Annotated in this window: 22 protein-coding genes; 11 read left to right on the forward strand and 11 right to left on the reverse strand. The window is 59.6% G+C overall.

Annotated features, from left to right (window positions below; all coding sequences use genetic code 11):
* Positions 1-29 precede the first annotated feature (29 nt).
* The 5 genes from VM99_14975 to VM99_14995 all read left to right on the forward strand — a co-directional run bounded on the left by VM99_14975 (position 30) and on the right by VM99_14995 (position 5,893).
* A complete protein-coding gene (locus VM99_14975; protein AKK01765.1) occupies positions 30-1,925 on the forward strand; it encodes a hypothetical protein in 1,896 nt (631 codons plus the stop codon).
* A complete protein-coding gene (locus tag VM99_14980; GenBank protein ID AKJ99311.1) occupies positions 1,922-2,611 on the forward strand; it encodes a hypothetical protein in 690 nt (229 codons plus the stop codon). Before VM99_14975 ends, VM99_14980 begins: the two co-directional genes overlap by 4 nt.
* Complete coding sequence (locus VM99_14985) at positions 2,611-3,780, forward strand: cellulose biosynthesis protein (GenBank protein ID AKJ99312.1); 1,170 nt, start codon at positions 2,611-2,613, stop codon at positions 3,778-3,780. The genes VM99_14980 and VM99_14985 overlap by 1 nt, the downstream gene beginning before the upstream one ends.
* Positions 3,752-4,546, forward strand: a complete 795-nt coding sequence (locus VM99_14990) for a hypothetical protein (protein AKK01766.1) — start codon at positions 3,752-3,754, stop codon at positions 4,544-4,546. The genes VM99_14985 and VM99_14990 overlap by 29 nt, the downstream gene beginning before the upstream one ends.
* A gap of 405 nt (positions 4,547-4,951) precedes the next feature.
* Positions 4,952-5,893, forward strand: a complete 942-nt coding sequence (locus tag VM99_14995; protein AKJ99313.1) for an alpha/beta hydrolase — start codon at positions 4,952-4,954, stop codon at positions 5,891-5,893.
* 302 nt (positions 5,894-6,195) lie between these two features.
* On the opposite strand, the gene VM99_15000 is transcribed toward VM99_14995, so the two are convergent.
* The 6 genes from VM99_15000 to VM99_15025 are packed head-to-tail and all read right to left on the reverse strand — an operon-like array spanning position 6,196 to position 12,147.
* Positions 6,196-7,938: an ABC transporter substrate-binding protein gene (locus VM99_15000; GenBank protein ID AKJ99314.1), complete on the reverse strand. Its 1,743-nt coding sequence runs from the start codon at positions 7,936-7,938 to the stop codon at positions 6,196-6,198.
* Positions 7,939-7,986: 48 nt separating this feature from the next.
* Positions 7,987-8,259 carry a membrane protein gene (locus VM99_15005; GenBank protein AKJ99315.1) on the reverse strand — a complete coding sequence of 91 codons (273 nt, stop codon included), beginning with the start codon at positions 8,257-8,259 and terminating at the stop codon, positions 7,987-7,989.
* 10 nt (positions 8,260-8,269) lie between these two features.
* Entirely contained in the window at positions 8,270-9,070 is an 801-nt protein-coding gene (locus VM99_15010; GenBank protein AKJ99316.1) for a sugar ABC transporter permease, read from the reverse strand.
* A 10-nt stretch (positions 9,071-9,080) separates the two neighbouring features.
* The gene (locus VM99_15015) at positions 9,081-9,947 is read right to left on the reverse strand and encodes an ABC transporter permease (protein ID AKJ99317.1); all 867 of its coding nucleotides are present in this window, start codon (positions 9,945-9,947) and stop codon (positions 9,081-9,083) included.
* Entirely contained in the window at positions 9,944-11,053 is a 1,110-nt protein-coding gene (locus VM99_15020; GenBank protein AKJ99318.1) for an ABC transporter ATP-binding protein, read from the reverse strand. The genes VM99_15015 and VM99_15020 overlap by 4 nt, the downstream gene beginning before the upstream one ends.
* A complete protein-coding gene (locus VM99_15025) occupies positions 11,053-12,147 on the reverse strand; it encodes an ABC transporter ATP-binding protein (protein ID AKJ99319.1) in 1,095 nt (364 codons plus the stop codon). Before VM99_15025 ends, VM99_15020 begins: the two co-directional genes overlap by 1 nt.
* Positions 12,148-12,570: 423 nt before the next feature.
* Between VM99_15025 and VM99_15030 the strand changes: the two genes are divergently transcribed.
* On the forward strand, positions 12,571-14,421 hold the full coding sequence (locus VM99_15030) for a Fis family transcriptional regulator (protein ID AKJ99320.1): 1,851 nt from the start codon (positions 12,571-12,573) through the stop codon (positions 14,419-14,421).
* Positions 14,422-14,549: 128 nt separating this feature from the next.
* Here VM99_15030 and VM99_15035 read toward each other — a convergent pair whose 3' ends face one another.
* Complete coding sequence (locus VM99_15035; protein AKJ99321.1) at positions 14,550-15,044, reverse strand: integral membrane protein; 495 nt, start codon at positions 15,042-15,044, stop codon at positions 14,550-14,552.
* Between the two features lie 517 nt (positions 15,045-15,561).
* Here VM99_15035 and VM99_15040 point away from each other — a divergent pair.
* Positions 15,562-15,768, forward strand: coding sequence for a hypothetical protein (locus VM99_15040; protein AKJ99322.1), 207 nt, complete (start codon positions 15,562-15,564; stop codon positions 15,766-15,768).
* Positions 15,769-15,982: 214 nt separating this feature from the next.
* Positions 15,983-16,414, forward strand: a complete 432-nt coding sequence (locus VM99_15045; protein AKK01767.1) for a membrane protein — start codon at positions 15,983-15,985, stop codon at positions 16,412-16,414.
* 267 nt (positions 16,415-16,681) lie between these two features.
* Here the strand turns inward: VM99_15045 and VM99_15050 are convergent, their stop codons facing one another.
* Positions 16,682-16,882: a hypothetical protein gene (locus VM99_15050; protein ID AKJ99323.1), complete on the reverse strand. Its 201-nt coding sequence runs from the start codon at positions 16,880-16,882 to the stop codon at positions 16,682-16,684.
* Positions 16,883-17,181: 299 nt separating this feature from the next.
* Positions 17,182-17,625, reverse strand: a complete 444-nt coding sequence (locus tag VM99_15055; protein ID AKJ99324.1) for a membrane protein — start codon at positions 17,623-17,625, stop codon at positions 17,182-17,184.
* A gap of 124 nt (positions 17,626-17,749) precedes the next feature.
* On the opposite strand from VM99_15055, the gene VM99_15060 reads away from it, so the two are divergent.
* Positions 17,750-18,649, forward strand: a complete 900-nt coding sequence (locus tag VM99_15060; protein ID AKJ99325.1) for a LysR family transcriptional regulator — start codon at positions 17,750-17,752, stop codon at positions 18,647-18,649.
* A 25-nt stretch (positions 18,650-18,674) separates the two neighbouring features.
* Here the strand turns inward: VM99_15060 and VM99_15065 are convergent, their stop codons facing one another.
* A complete protein-coding gene (locus tag VM99_15065; protein ID AKJ99326.1) occupies positions 18,675-18,875 on the reverse strand; it encodes a hypothetical protein in 201 nt (66 codons plus the stop codon).
* A 162-nt stretch (positions 18,876-19,037) separates the two neighbouring features.
* Between VM99_15065 and VM99_15070 the strand changes: the two genes are divergently transcribed.
* Positions 19,038-19,463: a GTP pyrophosphokinase gene (locus tag VM99_15070; protein AKJ99327.1), complete on the forward strand. Its 426-nt coding sequence runs from the start codon at positions 19,038-19,040 to the stop codon at positions 19,461-19,463.
* 95 nt (positions 19,464-19,558) lie between these two features.
* On the opposite strand, the gene VM99_15075 is transcribed toward VM99_15070, so the two are convergent.
* Complete coding sequence (locus tag VM99_15075) at positions 19,559-20,935, reverse strand: hypothetical protein (protein AKJ99328.1); 1,377 nt, start codon at positions 20,933-20,935, stop codon at positions 19,559-19,561.
* A 473-nt stretch (positions 20,936-21,408) separates the two neighbouring features.
* Between VM99_15075 and VM99_15080 the strand changes: the two genes are divergently transcribed.
* Positions 21,409-23,322 (forward strand): hypothetical protein, encoded by a 1,914-nt coding sequence (locus tag VM99_15080; protein AKJ99329.1) that lies wholly within the window; start codon positions 21,409-21,411, stop codon positions 23,320-23,322.
* The last annotated feature ends 528 nt before the right edge of the window (positions 23,323-23,850 follow it).

Genomic DNA, 23,850 nt, shown 5'->3' on the forward strand with positions numbered 1-23,850 from the left:
CGCTGGCGCTCTCGGCCCATGGCGCATCCATGGCCTGGACCGGCATTCGCGACGGCAGCCTGTACTTGCAGACCGATCGGCCAGACACCGTGACCGTGCGCTGGGTGCCGGCCTGGCAAGCCAACGCCAATGCCGAGCATATCTACCTGCTCAATGGCCAGGGCCGCCTGGTGGGTGAACGCCTCATCAAGGCCGAGCAGGAACGCGGCGAGCAGCAATGGCCCTTGCTGCCCGGCCCCGCCAGCTATCGGCTGGAAATCCCCGGCTACAGTTTCCGTCGCTATACCCTTGAACACGATGCACGCACCCAGGCGCTGTTCGCCCCGGCCAAGGTGCACTTCAGCGCCGAAGCCCATGACGGCGACGAACTGTACTTCAAGGTCGCCGCGGGCGAGCGTGCCGTGCTGGCGGGCAAGTTCCACGGTGGCGTGCGCGGCCTGCAAGCCCGGCGCGTGGCCGACGGCAAACAACTGCAACTGAACCTCAAGCCGTACCCCGCCTATTGGCAGTTCGACCAAGTGGCCCTGCCGGTCGCCGACGTCGAGCAGGTCTGGCGCCTGCACTTGCTGGGCAACGGCAAGGCGGCGTTCTGGCTGGACGGCACTGCCAACCTGTTCGCCCAAGCCCCGGCGCAACTGCAGCCGCTTCGCGAAGCCCCGGGGCACGTGCAGTTGAAGGTCTACCCCGAGGTGCTGGGCAACACGCCGAAACTGGGGATTTCGCTGCCTTACGTCATGCCGCCGCCCGCCGCCTACGCGGTCATCGATGCACTCAAGCCCCAGGCGGCCAGTTACTACAGCATGGTCGACGTGACCGCCGCCAAGCCCGACCACGAGGATCGGTTCCGGCGCCTGTACCAGGATCGCTTCGGCATCAACCAGGACATTACCCTGCTCGCCGGCAGCGGACGCAAGGCCGACCTTGTGGCCGATCGGACCAGCAACAGCGGCCTGCAAGCCTGGCTCAAGTCCACCCGCGCCCTGGGCGGCAAAGGCGTGCATTACTTAGGTTTCGCCGATGAGCCGAACCTCAACTACCCCGACTTCGCCAGTTATCAGGCGGTGTTCGAGAGCATGGCCAATGAGGTCCGCGCCCTGCCCGCCAACGTCCGCGCGGGGGTGCGCATCGCGATCCCGGCCAGCTCCCGGTTCACCAACGGTCCGCTGGCCGAAAACGCCGCCGACAAACTCGGCATCGACTGGGCCCGGCGCCTGCTGGCCCAGTACGGCGACCAGGTCGACGCCCTGGCCTGGCATGAATGGATGATTCGCGACCTGTTGGCGACACGGGTGTATCGCAGCAGTGTGCGGCGCGCCGCCAGGCTGGTGGGCCTGGACGCCACGGGCCGGCCACGCAAGGCGCTGCTGCTGGACCAGACCAATATGTCCAGCGGCTCGAGCCTGAGCCCCTACGACCAGGAAACCCACTACGCCGCCCTGTGGTGGACCTCGGTGGTGATCAACGCCTCCGCCGATGGCCTGCTCGACATGCTCAACTGGTTCCAGGCCGCCGACGAGCCGGAGTATCCCAAGGGCATGGTGAGGGTCCTGGACAACGATCGCTTCGAGCTCAAGCCGGTGGGCCTGGCCCAGCAGTTCATCCAGCAGCACTGGTTCGACCAGGTGTTACGCCTGGACAACGACGCCTTCGAAGTCGACGCACTGGCCATGGCCACCGGCATGCAGCGCGGCCTGCTGGGCGTGAACAAAAGCACCCGGGCGCAACAGGTCGATATCGACGCCGGGCTCTGTCCACAGGCGCAGGCAACCCTGGTGTATTTCGGCCCGGACAACCGCAGCCGCAGCGCCTCATTCACCTGCGAAGCTGGGCAAATCCATTTTCTATTGCCAGGCCAAACCCTGTTTGCCCTGGGCTGGACCACCTCTTCCATTCCTCAACCCGCCACCCGTCAGGAGGCACCATGAACGTACTGCAGAAACTGCGTGATCGCATCCAGAAGAAAGGCCTGCGCGCCGTGTTCAAACAGGTGATCCGGCACTTCGTGTTTTTCCACTCGCAACTGGTGTGGCTGGAACACGACGTGCGAGTCCCGCTACCGCCCCATAACCTCAAGCCCTACCCGCCGGCGCGCCGGGAATTCATCACGGTCAGCAATGCCGACGCGTTTGCCAAGTACTTCGGCGACCGCGTCGAAACCATGCGCGAACTGGCGGCCGAAGGCTACACCGGCTTGATGTACCTGGACGGCCAGGGCGACGCCGTGGGGTTTGCCTGGGGCAGTACCCGAGATTATTTCGATCGGCATTTCTATCGCTGCCTGTTCCCGATCAAGCCGGGCGAGTATTTCCAGTTCGGTGGGGAGATGACCCGCGCTTACTGGGGAACCCAGATGTCGGCGGACGTCCAGCAGGACATGTGGAGGATCATGGCGGAAAAAGGCTGCACCAAGATGGTCGATGTCTGCGACTTGCAGAACATCCCGGCGATCAAGATGCACATCCGCATGGACTTCAAGGAGCGCGGCCAGATCACTCACGTGTATTGCCTGTTCGGGCGCTGGCGCTTCTTCCGCGATACGTTCTACACCGGCTCGGTGCTGGATACCTTTCGCAAACCGGCCCAGCCCGCCCCCACGGCGGCGGCGGCCTGATGGCAATCCGCTTCGAATGGCGACGCTCACTGCTCGCCACGGACTTCCCGGCAACGGCTTATGAGCAGCTGCGCACCCGGGTGGCCGACTACACGCCGTTCAATAACCTGGCCTGGCTGCAAGCGGCGGAACTGGCGCTGCAACCCGGCCAGGACCTGCACGTGCTGCTGGGCTGGCAAGACCAGGCGCTGAGCCTGTGCCTGCCCCTGGTCAGCGCGCGCGAGCGCATCGGCGGGCTGCGGTTCCGGGTGCTGCGTCACCTGGGTCATCCGCTGGCGGACCGCATCGCCCTGCTGGTGCGCGTCGACGCTGACAGCATGGGCCAGGCGTTGATGCAGATCCGGCAACAACTGCCCCACGCGTTGCTGCAATTGAATGAAGTGGTCGAGGCCGTCGGCGAGCAAAGCGCGCTGAGTGCCTGGATGGCATTGAGCTCCACCGGGGAGCGGCGGTTGAGCTGCCGGGTCCCGGTGCATCTGATCAGCGACAGTGACCATCAGGAAATTTCCGGCGATCCACGCTATAAGTTACGTAAGGCACGCAAGCGTATCGCCGCATGCGGCGCACAGATCCGTCGACTGACCCCCGATGCCATCAGCATGGGCCTGCTGCTGCAGGAACTTGCCGAGGTCGAGTCGGCCAGTTGGAAAGGTGAAGAAGGCGTCGGCATTTTCTCCGACCCGGTGCGCCGGCAATGGATGAAACACGCCTTCACCGCCCTCGCCGCCCAAGGCCTGGTGCGCGTGGTGGTGCTGGAGCTGGAAGGACGCTGCATCAGCTACCGACTGGGCCTGCTGGGACAGGGCCGACTGTACGACTACAACCTGGCGTTCCTGCCGGAGCATGCCGACCTGGGCAGCGGCCGGGTACTGCTGGAGGAATGGATCCGCTGGGGGCTGGAGGACAACTGGCGCTGGGTCGATGCGTCCCGGGTCAGCCTGGAAAACTCCAGCCATCAACTGCATGAACGCATGACCGGACAATTGGAACACTGGCGTTGGAGTTTTTATTCATGGCAACCCGGCGGGCTGGTCCTGGGGTTCGCCTTGCGACTATGGAAGAGTCTCAAGCCATGGCTACGCAAGCGCCCGGCCGCCGCAACACCTTTGCCCCCCACTTCCAAGCGCCAGGAGAACGTGAATGCCTCAACAAGTGATCGTCAACGCTGACGATTTCGGGCTCTGCCTCAGTGAAAACGCACTCATCCTGCGAGCCTTCGAGGCCGGCGTGATCAGCTCCGCCACCGCCATGGCCAACATGCCAGGGTTCGAACAGGCTTGCGAGCTGGCCCGTCAACCCCTGCTCAACGGACGTATCGGCTTGCATTTCAACCTCAGCCACGGTGCGCCGCTGAGCCAGGCAATCACCTCGCGACCCGCGTTCTGTGCCCCCAACGGCGAATTCGACCTCAACGTGTCGCGCTACTGCCTGCGCCTGGGCTCAAAAGACCTCGCGGCGGTGCAAGACGAACTTGAGGCGCAATGGCAACATTGCCTGGACCACGGCCTGCACCCCAGCCACCTCGACTCCCACCAACACGTCCACAACATCTGGCCCATCGGCGAGCTGGTGGCTCGTTTCGCCGAGCGCCATGGCGTGCCCATCCGCTTGGCGCGCAACCTGGGGGCAAACCTGAACGTGCCCAAACGCATCTTCAAGACCCTGCTCAACCGACGCATGCGCAGCCTCAGCGGCGCGACGGCCGACTACGTCTGCACCCCGGCCGACCTGGACCACGCAGCCCCGCCGGAGCATGGCTCACTCGAAGTGATCGTCCACCCGCAGGACCTGGACGGCGACTTCGGCGACGCCAGCCTGGCACCCGGCGAATCACTGACCCAGGTGCTGCACAAGCGCCTGGCGGGCGTGCCCAAAGTGCCCTACGGCAGCAAGCGGCAGCCTCTGAGGTTGGCTGAGTATGGGGACGTGCACTGACCGGCGGATAATGGACATCACGCTGCCCCCAACCGGTTCGCCACTGGCATCCGTCGCCGCCGCGCCCGCCTGTTCCATTCGTCCGGGCCTGGTCTCTGGAGGCCTGAGTCATCATGGCATCGTCCTCAATGTTTTAGGGGGTCGAGTTTTCGAGTGAGGCGAAGCCAAAGACTCCGGTATGGGCCGTGAAAGTCTCTATAAGGCCTTCGCTCCGGGGGGCGAAGCCGCGCTTTGATACCGTACTCAAGGTCGTCCACGCAATGGGTATCGATTTATGTGCACGCCCCACTCCCACGCAGAATCCGACGACCGCATGAGCGAAAGCCCGCAGCCGTCTGAAATCACGCCATCCTTCGGGCGAATCTGTTAAAAAGCATCTTCTGTCTTGAGTAGCGAAACCCTTTGATGCGTGCTTTTTTTCTTCCTCGTCCTGATCGGCGCTGGCTGGCGATGCTGTGCATGGCGGCCATGGTCGTCGGGCTGCCGGTGGGCTGTGCGGTGTTGCAGCACAAGGAGCGCGAGCTGGTGTTCAGGATCGAGCCCGGCACGGCCAGTTGGTTCAACGGCTTGCCGAGCAGCGTGCAGGAGTTTGACCTCAGGCCCAGTCAGTTCAAGGCCGGGGAGAATATCCACGGCTGGTGGTGGCCGGCCGAGCGCAAGAGTGCGCCGGCGATCCTGTACCTGCACGGTGTGCGCTGGAACCTGACCGGGCAGTTGTTTCGCATCCAGCAATTGAGGGACCTGGGCTTTTCGGTGCTGGCAATCGACTACCGGGGATTTGGCAAAAGCCATGGCGACCTGCCCTCGGAAGCCAGTGTCTACGAAGACGCCCGGATCGCCTGGGCACGCCTGGAAACGCTGCAACCCGACCCGGCGCTGCGGCTGATCTATGGCCACTCCCTGGGCGGTGCCGTCGCGGTGGACCTGGCAGCGGAACTGGGCCAAAAAGCGGCGAAAGACGGCAGCGTCGTAGCGGCCCGGGGGTTGGTCATCGAATCCACCTTCACGTCCCTGGGCGATGTCGCCACGGCCATGGCCGACACGTCGCTGCCGGTACGCTGGTTGCTGTCGCAGAAATTCGATTCCATCGACAAGATTCATGAGATCAACATGCCCTTGCTGGTGGTCCATGGCGCCGCCGACCGCTACGTACCGCCACGCTTCAGCGAACAGCTGTTCAACGCCGCCCAGGAGCCCAAGCGCCTGCTGCTGGTGCCGGGTGCCACCCACAACAACAGCATGAGCCTGGCCGGCCGGCAGTATCGCCAGGCACTGGACGCCTTGCTCAAACCCCGCCCTTCCCCTGTGGCCGGAGCGCCCCAGGTGAGCGCCGCCAAGGCCGGCTGAGCCGATCCGCCAAAGGGATGGGTCGACGGGCAGGCCGCCTTCGCGAGCAAGCTCGCTCCCACAGATGAGTGCAGTGAATCAAGCACCTGCAAACACCACCAACCCCCTGTGGGAGCGAGCTTGCTCGCGAAGGCGGTGGGTCTGTTTGCTGAGAGGCTGGATGGGCTGACGCCTTCGCGGGCAAGCCCGCTCCCACAAGGCTCGCGCCAGCCGCAAGGCTCGAATCCACCCCAATCAACCAGGGGGCTGGACGAAAAAAAACGGCACCTTTCGGTGCCGTTTGTCTTTCACTGTCAGACGCTTTACTTGCGGGCCGCTTCCCACGACTTCAGCAGTTCGCTGTAGCTCACGGTCTCACCTTTAGGCTTCTCGTTCGCCAGCTTCGGCTTCGGTGCCCCCGGTTGATCGAACCAGTACTGCGCATCGCGCTCCGGGTTCATTTTCGGGGCGCAGGTCGCCTGGGCCTTGGAGCGTTCCAGGCGCGTCATGATCGCGTCCTGGTCCTTGGCCAAGCCGTCGAGCGCCTGTTGCGGGGTCTTCTCGCCACTGGCCGCTTCGGCGATGTGGCTCCACCACAGTTGCGCGAGGCGCGGATAGTCCGGCACGTTGGTCCCGGTCGGGGTCCATTGCACGCGGGCCGGGCTGCGGTAGAACTCCACCAGGCCACCGAGCTTGGGCGCCAAGTCGGTCATCGCCTGCGAGTTGATGTCCGACTCACGAATCGGGGTCAGGCCAACGATGGTCTTCTTCAGCGACACGGTTTTCGACGTCACGAACTGCGCGTACAGCCAGGCCGCCAATTTCTGCTTCTCAGGCGTGGACTTCATGAAGGTCCAGGACCCCACGTCCTGATAACCCAGCTTCATGCCCTCTTCCCAATATGGACCGCGCGGCGAAGGTGCCATGCGCCATTTCGGTGTGCCGTCGGCATTGACCACGGGCAGGCCCGGCTTGGTCATGTCGGCGGTGAAAGCGGTGTACCAGAAGATCTGCTGGGCAATGTTGCCCTGGGACGGCACCGGGCCGGATTCGGAGAACGTCATGCCCGCCGCTTCCGGTGGCGCGTACTTCTTCAGCCAGTCCACGTATTTGGTGGTCGCGAACACGGCCGCCGGGCCGTTGGTGTCGCCGCCGCGGGTCACGCTGGAGCCGACCGGATGGCAGTCCTCGACGCGGATGCCCCACTCGTCCACCGGCAAGCCGTTGGGCAGGCCCTTGTCGCCGCCGCCGGCCATGGAGAACCAGGCATCGGTGAAGCGCCAGCCCAGGGATGGGTCTTTCTTGCCGTAGTCCATGTGGCCGTAGACGCGCTTGCCGTCGATTTCCTTGACGTCTTCGCTGAAGAACTTGGCGATGTCTTCATAAGCCGACCAGTTCACCGGTACGCCCAGCTCGTAGCCGTACTTCTCCTTGAACTTGGCCTTCAGGTCCGCACGCTCGAACCAGTCGGCGCGGAACCAGTAGAGGTTGGCGAACTGCTGGTCGGGCAGTTGATACAGCTTGCCGTCCGGCGCAGTGGTGAACGAGGTGCCGATGAAGTCCTTGAGGTCCAGGGTCGGCGAAGTGAAGTTCTTGCCTTCGTTGGCCATCAGGTCGGTGATCGATTCAGTCTTGCCGTAGCGAAAGTGCGTACCAATGAGGTCCGAATCGTTGACCCAGCCGTCATAGATATTTTTGTCCGACTGCATCACCGTCTGCATCTTTTCCACCACGTCGCCTTCTTGCAGCAGGTCGTGGGTCAACTGGATCCCGGTGATTTCGGTGAAGGCCTTGGCCAGTACCTTGGACTCGTATTCGTGGGTGGTGAGGGTTTCCGACACCACGTTGATCTTCATGCCACGAAACGGCTCAGCGGCCTTGATGAACCACTTGAGCTCTTCGAGCTGCTGCTCGGCTGTCAAGGTTGACGGTTTGAATTCACTGCCGATCCATTTTTTAGCGGCGTCTTCATAGGCGTCAGCCCAGGCCACAGCGCTCAAGCCGCTGAGTGCCAGTGCGGCTGCCAATGAAACGCTATGTCGCAGCTTATTGTTTTTATTGAACATAGAGACCTCCTGTTTGGATTTGAGAGCCTGATCGTCAAATACGCGCGACTAGCCCCACCGCATCACTGCCAACAGCCACACCCAAGACAACGCGAACGCTGTCCAGATGCTCCAGTCGGTGGCGCCGATGACCAGCAGATGCAGGTAGGCGCTACCGAGAAGACCGATAAACAACCGATCGCCACGGGTCGTGGTAATCGGCAGGAAACCACGCCGAGGGATGCTCGGCGAACGCAACTCCCAAGTGGTCATGCCGATCAGGAACAAGGCGATGACCCCAAAAAACGCCGCCGTCGGGACGGTCCAGTTCATCCATTCCATCATCGACTCCTCAGACCCGGCCCAGGGCAAAGCCCTTGGCCACGTGGTTGCGAACGAACCAGATCACCAGCATGCCCGGCAGGATGGTCAACACCCCCGCCGCCGCCAGCACGCCCCAATCGATGCCGGACGCCGACACGGTGCGGGTCATGACCGCGGCGATCGGCTTGGCATTGACCGAGGTGAGCGTGCGGGCCAGCAACAATTCGACCCAGGAAAACATGAAGCAGAAGAACGCCGTCACACCGATGCCGGAGCCGATCAACGGGATGAAGATCTTGGCGAAGAACTTGGGGAAACTGTAGCCGTCAATGTAGGCGGTCTCGTCAATTTCTTTCGGCACCCCGGACATGAAGCCTTCGAGGATCCACACCGCCAGCGGCACGTTGAACAGGCAGTGGGCCAGGGCCACGGCGATGTGGGTGTCGAACAGCCCGATGGACGAATACAGCTGGAAAAACGGCAGCAGGAACACCGCCGGCGGCGCCATGCGGTTGGTGAGCAGCCAGAAGAACAGGTGCTTGTCCCCCAGGAACCGGTAGCGCGAGAACGCATAGGCCGCCGGCAGCGCCACGGCCAGGGAAATCACCGTGTTCAGGCTCACGTAGTACAGCGAGTTCAGGTAACCGGTGTACCAGCTCGGGTCGGTGAAGATCACCTTGTAGTTGTGGAAAGTGAAGTCCTGGGGCCACAGGGTCAGGCTGCCGAGGATCTCGGTGTTGCTCTTGAACGACATGTTCAGCAGCCAGTAGATGGGCACCAGCAGGAACAGGATGTAGATCAGCAATGGAACCAGCTTTTTCTTGCTCATCGTGCGGGCCTCAACGGTTGGCGTCGGAGTGCGTCATGGCGGTATAGAACAGCCACGACACCAACAGAATGATCAGGAAGTACACCAGGGAAAACGCCGCTGCCGGGCCCAGGTCGAATTGGCCGATGGCCATCTGCGTCAGCGTCTGGCTCAGGAACGTGGTGGCGTTGCCCGGCCCGCCGCCGGTGAGCACGAACGGCTCGGTGTAGATCATGAAGCTGTCCATGAAACGCAGCATCACCGCGATCAACAGCACGCTCTTCATCTTCGGCAACTGGATGTGCCGGAACACTGCCCAGTTGGAGGCCCGGTCGATCCGCGCCGCCTGGTAATACACGTCGGGAATCGCCCGCAGCCCCGAGTAGCAGAGCAAGGCCACCAAAGAGGTCCAGTGCCAGACGTCCATCACCAGCACGGTGACCCAGGCGTCCATGGTGTTGGCCGCATAGTTGTAGTTGATGCCCAGGGCGTTGAGGCTCGAACCCAGCAGGCCGATGTCGGCGCGGCCGAATATCTGCCAGATGGTGCCCACCACGTTCCACGGAATCAGCAGCGGAATCGCCAGGATGATCAGCACCAGGGACGACCACTTGCCCTTGGTCGGCATGGTCAGGGCGATGGCGATGCCCAGCGGGATCTCGATCAGCAGCACGCACGCCGAGTAGATGAACTGGCGCAGCAACGAGTCGTGCAGGCGCGGATCGAGCAGCACCTGCTTGTACCAGTCGGCACCGACGAAATAGCGGCTGGACTGGTCGAAGATGTCCTGCACCGAGTAGTTGACCACCGTCATCATCGGGATCACGGCGCTGAACGCCACCAGCAGGAACACCGGCAGCACCAGCCACCAGGCTTTGTTGTTCTGCACCTTGTTCATGGCTGCACCTCGCTCAACGGTTCCAGCAGGTATTCATCGGCATAGACCATCAACCATTGGGCCGGAAAACTGATGTACGCGGTGCCTTCCGGCACAGGCTTGTCTTCGGCCAGGCGCACTTTCAAAGGCGCGCCATCGAGGTTGAGGGTCAGGATCTTGTAAGTGCCCAGGTCTTCGACGTGGACGACTTGCGCGCGCATCGCGTCGTCGTAGGGGCCGTCCCAGACATGGACGAACTCTGGCCGGATGCCGACCTTCAGGCGCTTGCCCTGGGCCTCGGCCACGCGCTGTTGCAGGGGGCCCGACAAAGGCAGGTGGGTCGAGGCAAAACCGACGCCTCCGGGTTGCGCCGTGACCTCGATGAGGTTCATCCCCGGGCTGCCGATGAAATAGCCGACGAAAGTGTGGCTCGGACGCTCGAACAAGTCCCGGGGCGTGCCGAACTGGACGATCTGGCCGCCATACATCACGGCGATCTTGTCGGCGAAGGTGGAGGCCTCCAACTGGTCGTGGGTGACGTAGACCATGGTGATGTTGAACTGCTCGTGGATCTGCTTGAGCTTGCGCCGCAGCTTCCATTTCAGGTGTGGGTCGATCACCGTCAGCGGCTCGTCGAAGAGGATCGCCGACACGTCGTCGCGCACCAGCCCGCGCCCCATGGAGACCTTCTGCTTTTCATCGGCGGTAAGGTTGCGCGCCTTCTTGTCCAGCAGGTTCTGCAGGTCGAGGACTTCGGCGATTTCCTGCACCTTGGTGTGGACCCGCGCCTCGGCCAGCCCCTGGTTGCGCAGCGGGAACGCCAGGTTGTCGAACACCGTCATGGTGTCGTACACCACCGGGAACTGGAACACCTGGGCAATGTTGCGCCGCTCCGGGCTCAGTTCGTTGACGGCCTTGCCGTCGAACAGCACCTGGCCCTCGGACGGGCTGAGCAGGCCGGAAATGATGTTGAGCAAAGTGGATTTGCCGCAGCCCGAGGGCCCGAGCAAGGCATAGGCGCCGCCCTGCTCCCAGATGTGGTTCATCTCGCGGATCGCATAGTCTTCGGGGCTCGCCGGGGTGCTGGTGTAGCTGTGGGCGAGGTTCTGCAAACGAATTTCAGCCATCAGGCAACCCTCGCGATGCGCTGGCCCGGCGCCTGGACCAACTTGCCCTGGGCATCGAAGACAAACAGTTTATGGGTCGGGATGTAGATGCGGATCGGCGCATCCACGTCGTATTCATGGACGCCGGGCAAATGCAGCACCAGCAGGAAATGCTCGTTGCGCACATGCAGGAACGTTTCCGAACCACTGATCTCGGCCACCTCCACGGTCACCGCCAGCTCGAGGTCATCGTCGTTGCTTGGCACCAGGGAAATATGGCTGGGGCGCACGCCGAAACGGAACTCACCCTCGCCCACCGGCCGCAGGTCGACGTTCAGCGGGAAGTGCACGAAATTGGCGAAACTTACCTCGTTGCCCGCGATGCGGCCCGGCATGAGGTTGATCGGCGGCTCGGAAAACAGCTCGGCGGCCAGCACGGTTTGCGGCTGGTGGTACACCGAGGACGATTTGCCGCTCTGGATGACCCGGCCTTCGTGCAGGATCGTGGTGGTACCGCCCAAGGCCAAGGCCTCGTTGGGCTCGGTGGTGGCGTAGACGGCGATGGTGTGGCGGGCCTGGAACAACTCGCGCATTTCCTGGCGAAGTTCCTCGCGCAGCTTGTAGTCGAGGTTCACCAGCGGCTCGTCGAACAGAATCAGCTCGGCGTCCTTGACCAACGCCCGGGCCATAGCGGTGCGCTGCTGCTGGCCGCCGGACAGCTCCAGCGGATGGCGCTTGAGGAACTTCTCGATGCGCAACATCCTGGCGGTTTGCAGCACCTTGTCCTGGATCACCTCGTCGGACACACCCGCCTGGCGCAGCGGCGAGGCGATGTTTTCGAAGACGGTCATGGTCGGGTAATTGATGAACTGCTGATAGACCATCGACACATTACGCAGCCGCACGGGCTTGTTCGTGACGTCGACGCCGTTCATCAGCACGCGTCCGCTGTCGGGCTTGTCCAACCCGGCCATCAAGCGCATGAGGCTGGTCTTGCCGGACAGCGTGCGGCCCAGCAGGACGTTGAAGGATCCGGGTTCGAAACTCAGATTGGCATCGTCGATCCAGGTCTGGCCTTCGACGGTGCGACAGATGTGCTCAAGCTTTAATGACATGGCTCGGCCTTTTTATTATTTGGAGTCAAGCGACCCGAGCTTCAAAGCGAAAGCCGTGCCAGAAAATGCAAGCCATTGATCTAGCTGCGTCTGTCCGGGATTTCTCAAAAAAACGTGTTCGTTGATGAACAAAAGTGAACAACTCGGATTGAACAACTGAACAGTTCGAGCCTTGACAATGAACAAATTTGAACAACACTGACTGGAATGCTTTAGCCGGGCCGCAGGCAATCCTCCTGTGGGAGCGGGCTTGCCCGCGAAGCGGTATATCAGCCGACACGTGTATAGCTGAGCCACCGCTTTCGCGAGCAAGCCCGCTCCTACATGGGAATGTGAATTGAGTCTTATCCAGACCTGCCCCTGCACAAGGAGTATGTGCGAGACTCACCACCACAATAAAAACAGCACCTGCGAGAGTGCCCCATGGCCGCACCTGCCCCCGCCTTGTCCCACGAGGCCATCATCCAGGCCTCTTGGTCCCGTTGCCGCGCTTTCGGCCTGAACCATCAGAGCATACCGGCCTTCGACCCGCTGCCCGTCGATGGCATCGCCCAGTTGCTGGAGAGCCAGCACTCACTGGTGCAGACCACCCACCAGGAAGTCTTGCCGTACTACGAGAACATCCTGAGCAACTCCAATTGCCTGATCATGCTGGCCGACAATCAGGGCCAGGTCCTGACGTCCTGGGGCACCCAGCGTTTCATCGAACCCAAGCTGGCCCACGGTTTCAGCGCCGGGGCGAGCTGGATGGAACGCTGCACCGGCACCAATGCCATCGGCACCGCGCTGGCCTGCGAGCAGGCCGTGCACATCGAGCACGATGAGCATTTCCTCAAGGCCAACCGTTTCATGACCGGCTCCGCCGCGCCGATCTTCGACGCCGAGCGCAAGGTCATCGCCGTGCTGGACGTCTCCAGCGACAGCTACCTGCCGCCCTCCCACACCCTGGGCATGGTCAAAATGATGAGCCAGACCGTGGAGAACCGGCTGATCCTCAACCTGTTTCGCGGCGAACACTTCCAACTGACCTTCAACACCGGGCTGAACAACCTGGACAGCCAATGGGCCGGGCTGCTGATCTTCGACGAGAGCGGCCAGGTGCTTTCCGCCAACCGCCGGGCCGACAACCTGCTGGGCCTGAGCCTGTCACGGGTCAGCATCGAAAGCCTGTTCAAGGTTTCGCTGCTGGAACTGCTGAACCAGCCCGATGGCCTGCCGTTCGCCCTGCAAGCGTCTGGACGCAACCGCTTCCAGTGCCTGCTGCGGCGGCCGAGCCAGGTCTCGATCAAGGCGCGAGTATTCACCGAAGCCCCCCCTTCGCCGGCCCCCGCGCCTGCCGCCAACGTCATCCACCTCAACACTCTGCACTTCGGTGACAGCCGTGTGGAAAAAGCCGTGCGCCAGGCCGAGCGCCTGCTGGAGAAAGACATTCCGCTGCTGATCCATGGCGAGACCGGCGTCGGCAAGGAAGTGTTCGTCAAGGCCCTTCACCAGGCCAGTTCGCGCTGCAAACAACCGTTCATTGCCGTCAACTGCGCAGCGATTCCCGCCGAGTTGGTGGAGTCGGAACTGTTCGGCTACGAAAAAGGCGCCTTCACCGGCGCCAATCAAAAGGGCAGCATCGGCCTGATCCGCAAGGCCGACCGCGGCACGCTGTTCCTCGACGAGATCGGCGACATGCCCCTGCCGACCCAGGCTCGGCTGCTGCGGGTGTTGCAAGAGCGCTGCGTGCAACCGGTAGGCAGCGCCGAGCTGTTCCCGGTGGACATCCGCATCATTTCCGCCACCAACCGCTCGCTGCGTGAACAGGTGCAATTGGGGCGCTTTCGCGAAGACCTCTATTACCGCATCGGCGGCCTGACCCTCGAACTGCCACCGCTGCGCGAACGCAGCGACAAACAGGCCCTGTTCAAACGCCTTTGGGAACACCACCGTGAACCGACCCAATGGGCCGGCCTGAGTCGGGAGGTGCTGGAACTGTTCGACCGCCACCCGTGGCCGGGCAACCTGCGCCAAGTCAGCAGCGTGCTGCAAGTCGCCCTGGCCATGGCCGAGGAACAGCCGATCCGCCCGGAACACCTGCCGGACGACTTCTTCGTCGACCTTGAAATGGAGCCGGTAGACACCCCCGAACCGCTGGCGGTGGACTTGAACGATGCCGAGGACTTGAACAGGCAGTTACAGGCCGTCGGCGGGAATATCTCGCATCTGGCGCGACGGCTGGGGGTCAGCCGCAACACCTTGTACAAGCGCCTGCGCCAACTTGAAAACTGAGACGAAACCTGTGGGAGCGAGCTTGCTCGCGATAGCGTCAGTTCAGCCAATAATGCAGTAATTGACAGGCCGTCATCGCGAGCAGGCTCGCTCCCACATAAGGTTCGTTTCACTGACTGTCCAACGTGTCAGTCGAACGCGCCGTTCAGCACTTCATAGATAATGCCGCTGGCGATGGCCACCAGGATCAGGTCGGTGCCTACCTGCTGCCATTCATAACCGTCGTAGTGCGGCAACCGGCCCAAGAGGCGTGAATCGAGTTTCTTGGCAATGCCCGGTGGCAGCGGCTTGCCCCGGGCGAGGTTTTTCTGGATCCCCGGCGGCAACGCAGGCCCCGGACTCCAGTAGTCACGATAGCCACCGATCACACCCAGCACGCCGCCGCGGTCGATACTGGGGCCGTTATGCCAGTCGCCGCCACCTCGGTTACCCTGCCCTCCCGGGTTGCCTTGATTGCCCTGATCGCCCTTGTGGCCTTGCCCACCCTTGCCTTGGCCATGGCCGGGCCCTTGGTCGAATGGGGCATTGCCCTTGCCGTTACCTGGGTCTGCCACGACAACCCCAGGCCCGGCCACCAGGGCGAAGCAGGTCAGTACAGCCATCAACGAGCGCGATTCAAACATGATGGTTCTCACTAAAAAGGGAAGATGGCTGCCTATATAGACGCCAAGGATGATATTAGTCGCCTATCACGTTACACGCCGCTGGCATGGCTGTTGGTCGCCGTGCTGGCCGCGCCCATCGGCACGCAACAGGTCAGCCTGCAGCTGGCATGCGCCACCAGTTTGATCGGCATCGCCGTGATCGTGATGTACAGGAACGCGACACCCGCGCCAGGCGCCTATGGCGTCGATCCGCAATAAGCGGCACGGGTACCAGCTGGACGGCGACTCGAATGTCCCGGTTTGTATTATCAATGACTTATTGCTAAGGCATGGTTGGCACGTTGCAGCGTCGTCGCGGGGTCTGGGCTAGGGCTTCCACGGCAAACCGCCATCCGTCGCCTCTCCAATAACAAGATCAACCGGTGACCGTGTCTGGCTTAGGGTTTGCTTCGGCTTGCTCCAGCAGCCAAGAACGACGTGATTCTGACGCGGCGGCAAATCAATCAAGGCTAGGGTCAGCAAACGGAGATGTACCGTGTCAACTCTCAACGAAATCGCAGCGAACCACGCGAGAATGGCAAAGGCAAAGGAAGAAGAGTCGATACGGCTGGGGGCGCTCCAGGGGCAAATAGTCGGTAGCTTTGAAATTTCGCCGATCGAGGAGAAACAGCCGATACCGTTGCACTTCATGGCGGGTGTACCGGAACATGGCTTCGCAGAGGCCGCTGCGCTGGCGTTCTGACGGGCGACGCGAATACTGCTTCTTGTGGCGAGGCTTGCGCCCTCGCCACGGATTCCTGCTTCAGGTGAGAACTCTGCGCACAGTGATGCCCATCACAAATTGAACGGCCGCTTCAGCGAGCAGGGGCATTTTTCCATCCGAACGATTATAAAGCCGAGCACAGGATTTCTCGGAAGAACAACTTCGTTTAATGGAACACCAGGAGCAGCAAAAAATGAGCGCAACCGAACACGTGCACAACAGCGCAAAATACAGCGCCAAATGGCAGGAACGCTTCAACTTCTTTGACACCTATGGCGCGCCCACCGACCCGCGCTACAAGGAAGCCCTCAAGAAGCTGCCCGGCTTCAAGAAAAAAATCCTCATCAATGCCAACGTGATCGCGTTTTTCTTCGGTCCCATCTACCTGTTCGTACTGGGCCTGTGGAAAAAGAACCTGGCCCTGCTGGGCATCATATTGCTGGTCAACATTGTGCTGAGCGTGATCTTCGCGGCCCTGGGCATGGACTTCCCCAAGCCGCTGAACGCCGGCCTGAACGGTGCCACCTCGGTGATGTACGCCATCATGACCAACTACGCCTACTACTTGAAAGAAGTCAAAGGCGAGCAAGGCTGGAACCCGTTCCAAGGGATGAGTTTGCGGTAGCGATTTTGCTTGGCGAGGGCCCGCACTTCTCCACGGATGTGCAGGCCCTCGCGCCTCAAGCTATTGAGGCCCGCGAAACTGATGACGGGTATTGCCACTCACGACAGTGTCGAAGTAGTTCTTGAACGCCTCTTCGAACAAGGCTGAGGCGGGGAACACGAACAGTGAATGTTCAGGTACTCAATAGCATCAGGGAAACCGGCGCAGGCCAGACTTGGGGCTCAAAAAACCCGGCGCAGTGGCCGGGCTTCAGGAGCAAAGGCATCATCATCGAGGGTCGGGATGCTCGGTCGTCACCGAATCGGCGGCATTCACATCGGACATATCCTCTTCGATAGGTGCGTCGTCGTCCGGCGGCAGCGGGACTTCAGGTGCATCCTTGCTGGGGTCGTGACCTGTTTCGTTATCCGTGCCGCGCGTGACTTCCTGCTGGGACCTGTTTCCAGGCGCATTTTCGTCGATTTCCATGCTGGCTCTCCATTCTGGCGCGCGGGACAGCCGCGCTAAAACATAAGAGGCAGCGGAACATCGCAAGTGCGGGGCAATGGATGAACGGCGCAGGGCGTTGTGGGTGCTCAACCGTTCTATTCCAGCACTCACGAAGAACCGGGCGGAATGCCGTCCTTGTTGAAATCCTTCAGACGCTCACGCTCTTGCTCAGTGGCATGAGCCGGCGTGTCATTGTTGGGTTGTTGCTGTTCTTTTTCATCTGCCATGGCGTTGCCCTCCGAGTGATACCCCGTTGGGCTGCCTGCGGTACCGGCAGTTCAATTTGTTTCGAGTGGCCGGGCAGGCTGCGCCGAGAGCGGAACATCGAAGACCCGATCGAACGCCCACTGGAACACCAGCGAATAAAAAAAGAAGAACACGAACAACCCCAGGTTGGTCACCAGCGCCAGCCACAGGCTGATGCCCAGCCACGCCGCGATCACCGGGGTAAGGATCAGGGTCAAGCCACCTTCGAACCCCAAGGCGTGAAGCAACCGTCGCCGCCAACTGCGATGACGGTTGTGCTGACGGCGTTCCCACCATTCGAACAGACCGTTGAAAAGCATGTTCCAGGCCAGTGCGACGACAGAAATCACCAGCGACAACAGGGTCGAATAACCCATGCCCTGGCCATAGATCAGCGCCAGCGCCGGTGCCACGAACAGCACACCGCCGGCTTCATAGAGTACGGCCTGGAGGATTTTACGGGGCGCGCCTTGCATGGGGTGATCTCCTGTTGGCAGTGCGGGACCACAGCCTGGCAAGTTGAGCCGACCTGGCAAGTTGAGCCGACGCGTACAAATGAGCTAAATTGAGCCACGCTCAACCCGAGTAATCCAGCCGCCCATGTTTGCCAAACTGCCCCTCACCGCCTTACGCGGCTTCGAGTCTGCCGCACGGCTGGGCAGCTTCAAGGCGGCGGCCCAGGAGCTGCACGTCAGCCCGGCGGCGATCTCCCATCAAGTCAAGAGCCTCGAGGCATTCCTGGGCGTGCGATTGTTCGAACGCTCCAGCCAGAACGTGCGCTTGAGCGCCGACGGCGAGCGCCTTCACCCACAATTGCACCGCGCCCTGCTGGACATCCAGCACGGCTTGCAGGCGCTGTCACCGCCCTGCGCTTCACAGTCGCTGGTGGTGAGCACCACCCCGGCGTTCGCCAGCCTGTGGCTGATCCCTCGGCTCGGGGACTTTCATCGGTTATACCCGGAGATCGACGTGAGGCTGCATAGCAGCAACGAGGTGGTCGACCTGCTCCGCGACGCCAGCATCGACCTGGCCATCCGCGCCCAGTTCACGCCTGATCCTCAGCTATTCCAGCAACCGTTGCTGGAAGAGTTCTTCGGCGCCTACTGCCGCCCCGACTGGCAACCGCCCACCGCCGACTCACCCGTGGAGTTGATCGACGTGCCCTGGCTGAGCAGCTCAAGCGCAGCGGTCGACTGGCCGACCTGGTGCGCCAAGGCAGGCACCCCGGACTGGTTGGGTACCGCGCGCTTTCGACGCTACGACGAGGAACAGCACGCCCTGCAGGCCGCCATCATCGGGCATGGCCTGGTGCTTGCCAGCAATGTATTGGTTGCCGAAGCGGTCGCTCGTGGACAACTGGTCGGCTATCGGCCTGACATTCGCCTGGCTGGCGCGCGATACAGCGTAGTGTGCGTGCCGGGGCGGGAGCGCCAGTCGGTGGTGCACAGGTTCAGTGAGTGGTTGCGGGAACAGGCGCTCATGGCGCAGGCGGGGCATTAACCCGGGGCCCTACACTGTCTTCAGGTCAATGAAGAACCCTGCGGCTCTCGCCAATCCTGATGCGATCGAGCGCCCTGTTCAAAGCATCCAAAGCGCCCAATAGCGCCTTCGCCTCGGCTTCCCGACCGTCGCCCCAAAGACGTTCCGCCATCTTGTTCAACGCCTGGATAGAGCGCTCAATGTCGGCAGCCGTCACGGCGGTGCTTTCCTGATGTTTCTTCGGCATTGCCTTACTCTCTTCGGAACCTGGATCAAGACGCTCCACTGTACGCTGGGCTCACGTGCGAGCCGAGCCCTATACTTGCGCTGGACTTTCCGAACGTCTACCCAAAATGCGCCCAGGGAAATGACCGATAGGAAACCAAGGACTGACAAGGGGAAGCGAGCAATGAGTACGCTTGAAAGAGCCATATCGATTTCCGCGCTGGCCCATGAAGGGCAAGCCGATAAAGGGGGGGCTCCTTATATCCTGCACCCGTTGAAAGTCATGTTGCGTCTATCCGGTGACGAAGAACGCATCGTCGCGGTGTTGCACGACGTCGTCGAAGACACTGCCGTTACCTTGGCAGACCTGCGCGATGCAGGCTTCAGCGAAGCGACTCTGAATGCCATCGATTCACTCACCAAGCGCGACGGCGAAACCTATCAGGCCTTTATCGAACGCGCCGCACGTGACCCTATGGCGCGCCGGGTGAAACTGGCCGACCTGGCGGAGAACAGTGACTTGTCACGCCTGGGCACACCCAGCCAAAAAGATCTGGAGCGCATTGCAAAGTACCGTGAGGCCATCGATTACCTGGCAACGCAAGCGTGACACCCCTGACCCTTATCACGAGCAGAAGTGGGAGATGATCCCCAACGCCAGATCAGGGCTGCACTTGCGCTGCAAGTGACTGGATCATTTACTGATTACCGCTTTAGTAACGTCGCATATTTTTTCAACACGTCAGATTCAGAGAGGCCTGCGACGATCTCCAGCAGCTTCTGGTTGTGCTCCAGATACAACACGTTGTATTTCAAATCAACGGGAAACGTGAGATTGGCAATAGCTGCTGCGGGAAGCTCGAATACCACCGTCACAACCTCCCCACGAGTAGGGCCTAACGTGCCTATTTTGTAGAACGTCTTCCCGTCGGAAATTTGTACATCGGAACTGCCCTGGGCCCTGTAGGACACCTCAAGGGAAGCACCTTGCTTCAAGGAGCTCAACTCTTCGATCGTCTTTACCTCCACCCTGAAGGGTGCATGGTTAAACGCCCCTGCTGCTTCGACTATTTTCCTGAAATCAGTCCGTGGCTGTTTCGACTCTTTGTACGGCTCGGACCAATTCATGTCCGCAGACACGATCAGACTTGCATCCCGAGTAATATCATGGTCTCCAGGCGTACCGGGAAGAATGCTCCTCGAAACATCCTTCGCAGCCAGTTTTATAGAAAAAACATCTAGCGTTTCATGGGTCAGATAAAATCTAAATAGCACATCGAGCCTTGAAGGAGCCAGAGAGTACGCCGAAATCGGCCCGGGGTATTCAGGGCGTTGAATTACATAGCTTTGGATATTTTTTTCAAGCCAGGCAACTGATCGAGTAGCCAGTCGCAAGGGTGCCTTGCTTTTAGAAAACTGCGCATAATCATACAAGGCAATGGTTGCAATCAAATTACCATTCAGCACCGCAATCCGTTCGTTTACCGGATACTCTTCAAACAACACATCCTTGCCAACAGTCCTGGCAAAACCTCCTTTGTCAACGGGCATCGAGTATGACAAATAAATCGCTTCAGCCTTGTTTTTGTAGTAGATGTTTCCCGTCTTTTTTGCCATTTCCATATAAAACTCAAGCGCAATGCCTTGGGTAAAAGCAGATACCCAAGGCGCCCTGAGCTGGAAAGGCCACGCATCTATGTAATCATCCATAAAGGCATAAAAGAGACCGCCATCTCTCATCTTTTCAAAAACTCTCAACTTTTCTTCACACACCACAGCACCGGCAAGGTCTCCGGACAGTGCCGCCTCAAGACCCCGTATTGCCAGCTTGCTTGGGGACCTGAAATTCTTTGTCCGACTGGACATCCCCACTGTCGCATCACACTCCTTGCTGGTTCCAAATGCCCAAGGATAATTGGGCGAGCCCTCTGCATAAAACTTGAGTAGATCTGACTGCTGCGCTTGTACAGAAACACAGGACATCGCCAAACAGAAGAAAAGAAACAGCAGTTTTTTTGAGTTTATTAGCATAGTCACGTACAGCCTTATAAAAATCCCACGCAAGATCATCAGTGCGCCCATTAACCACCCCGCAGCCTACCCCCAGCTCGCGGACGAAACAGAGTTGGTCCATCAGGAAGATTTGGCGCAGACGTCTCAACGCCGGCTATAACAGAAACCAGCGCGGAGCTTCAGACAACCCTACTTGAGCCCCCCATTGCAATTTTTCGTATGCAGTGCGGGCCTCGAATCGCCCCCTGCATTCCGCTCAACGGATGATAGGACCAAACCCCTCATTTACAAGAAATTTAATCGACGCACAGCGGTGGAAATCCCCAGAACGCTCCCAAAAAATCGATGAATTGTCGAAGACTCCTACAGCGCTCTCCCATTGGTAACATCCACACTGGCCTCATTGCCTCCAGCTGCTACGCTCAGTCCCGAGGTGCAACCCCACCATCCAGCCTAGAGGATGAAAAACCCGAAAGCGTGCACGCTAAGCGCACGTGACCGCAACCTTGAATGAGAAACAGCTGCCGGACAGCAGCTTGATAATGTACAGAGGACGTATGAATTTTCGGCTCGACATACAAGCTCTCAGGGGGCTTGCCGTAGCATTTGTAGTGATAGATCACCTTGGCTTCACAGCTTTGAAAGCTGGTTTTTTAGGCGTAGATATATTCTTTGTCATCTCCGGGTATCTAATTACCGGAATCATCGCCAGCAAGATAACCAATGGAGGCTTTGATCTTTCTGATTTTTACTACAGGCGCGCCAAACGATTGGTGCCGGCTGCCTACGTGACAATTTTAGCCACCTGCATCGGCGCCTATCTGTTATTAACTCCGATGGAAAACAGGAACCTGCTCTCTCAAGTTGCAGGAGCGGTGACCTACACTACCAATTTTGTTCTATTGAATCAGACTGGATATTTTGATGCAGATGCGTCCACCAAGCCATTGCTGCACTTATGGTCTCTGGCTGTCGAGGAACAGTATTACCTGATTTTTCCACTTATTCTTATTCTCAGCCCCGCTCGCCTCTGGTTGCGCATTGTTATCACTGTCTTAATCGGCAGCCTCTTAGCCTGCCTGTACCTGAAACAAACCCATCCCTCAGCGACTTTTTTCCTGCTGCCCACGCGTTGCTGGGAATTATTGATCGGCTCGGGCGGCTATCTGGCTGCCCAGAAATTCAACATAAAGATTCCCCGCCCCGTATTTTTACTGGCCATCCTTGCAGTTCTAATCATCCCCACGATGGAAATTAAATGGGGCCACCCAGGACCGGCAGCAGTTGTTGTATGCCTCTCGACCCTTTTCATCATCTGGGCCAATAGCACGATAGCCAATACGTCCATTTTTATCAGACCACTTGTCAAGCTTGGCGATATTTCCTACTCCCTGTACCTAGTGCATTGGCCGGTCATTGTTTTCGCACACGCGGTACTGCCTAATGAGCTTACACTGTTTAGTCAAATATCCTTGTTTCTAGTATCGCTGTTATGTGCGGGGGTTCTTTACATCTTCGTTGAGCAACCCAGTCGTCGGTCCCTGATTCCTCAAGCCGGACTGACATGGACGATAACTCTCGGAGCGGCCGTACTGGTATCAATCCAATACACCGCAACCCGACACAACAATAATCAAGTAGATTTCGACGCTTTGTTACGGCCCAATTACGGCCTTGATAAAGCTTGCGACAACTATCTGTTCAAGAACGATGAAAAATGCCGAACCTCCACCCCGGCTCGCAATATAGTCTGGGGCGATTCCTATGCCATGCACACCATCGAGGGAGTTAAGAACCACAGAAAAGGAGGGATCGCACAGGCGACCTACAGCGCTTGCCCTCCCTTCTTGGATACTGCGCCTTACAACCCGGCACGAGCAGATGCAGGGAAGCTAGCAAATTACTGCATAGCATTTAACGACACTGTATTTTCTGCGATCAAAGCAGACAAAACCATTGAGACGGTCATCCTTGCCGCCTCTTTTTGGCAATACACCGTGCCCACCAACAAAATGCTGACAAGGGACGAACAAGACAAGGGTTCGACTCGCATAGTGCCTACAAGCCTTGATCAAGTTGAAAATGACCTGGGCAGGACCATCAGCGAGCTTAAGCGGATCGGCAAAGAAGTCATCGTCATTGGCCCACCTCCCTCCGTAGGCAATGAAAATATCAGCTGCATGCAGCAGCAGCTGTCCAACAGCACAACTGCACACGACTGCACCATCCCATTAAAGAACTACAGGGAATACAACGCCGGCGTCCTTACGTTGCTCGATACCATTGAAACGAAATACGCGATACGGGTCATTCGTCTAAGCAATGCACTGTGTGATGACACGGTTTGCCGCACCGTTGTAGACGGAGTGCCCATGTACCGTGATTCAGGGCACTTGTCATACGTAGGTTCTGCAAAAGCTTTCGATATCCTTGCGAACACGAAAAATCTTTGGTGAAAGCCATCCTCGGCAGGAGCCTGACGCGTGAAAGCAGGCTCCGTGTTTGTTTGGAAAGCGCGATTTTACAAAGACGCCTATGGGCAGGTAACAGCCTTTCGAGACTGCTTCTTGGTCCACAGCAGACGACCGTTGATTCTTCCCTCAGACCACGATTCGGTAACCAAAGCGCAATTACCGCCCAGGTTCTCGACAAACGTCCTTGGGTAGCCTTCAGGCTCATCTCCACCAAGACGCATCCAGTTCGGATCGGTCGAAGTCACTGTTTGATAAGGCATGCAGGCTACCAGTGTGACCAACAAAAGAGCCAAAACTACTTTTCTCATACCAGTCCAACCCATTCGGCAACAGACAGCTTTATTGCCATCCGGCCATCTTGAAAACAGCCACCACCTGAACGGGCATTCGCAACCCCATCGATCTTGTGACAGCGCTATTTAAATCCCCTGGCAACTGGCCTTTCGTCCTTTGGGAGGAAGAACGCGACGCACACGCTGCGTAACGCCTCCACACCACCGCCCGGGCCTT

Origin of the sequence: Pseudomonas chlororaphis (assembly GCA_001023535.1) — a bacterium.
Lineage (GTDB): Bacteria > Pseudomonadota > Gammaproteobacteria > Pseudomonadales > Pseudomonadaceae > Aquipseudomonas > Aquipseudomonas chlororaphis_E.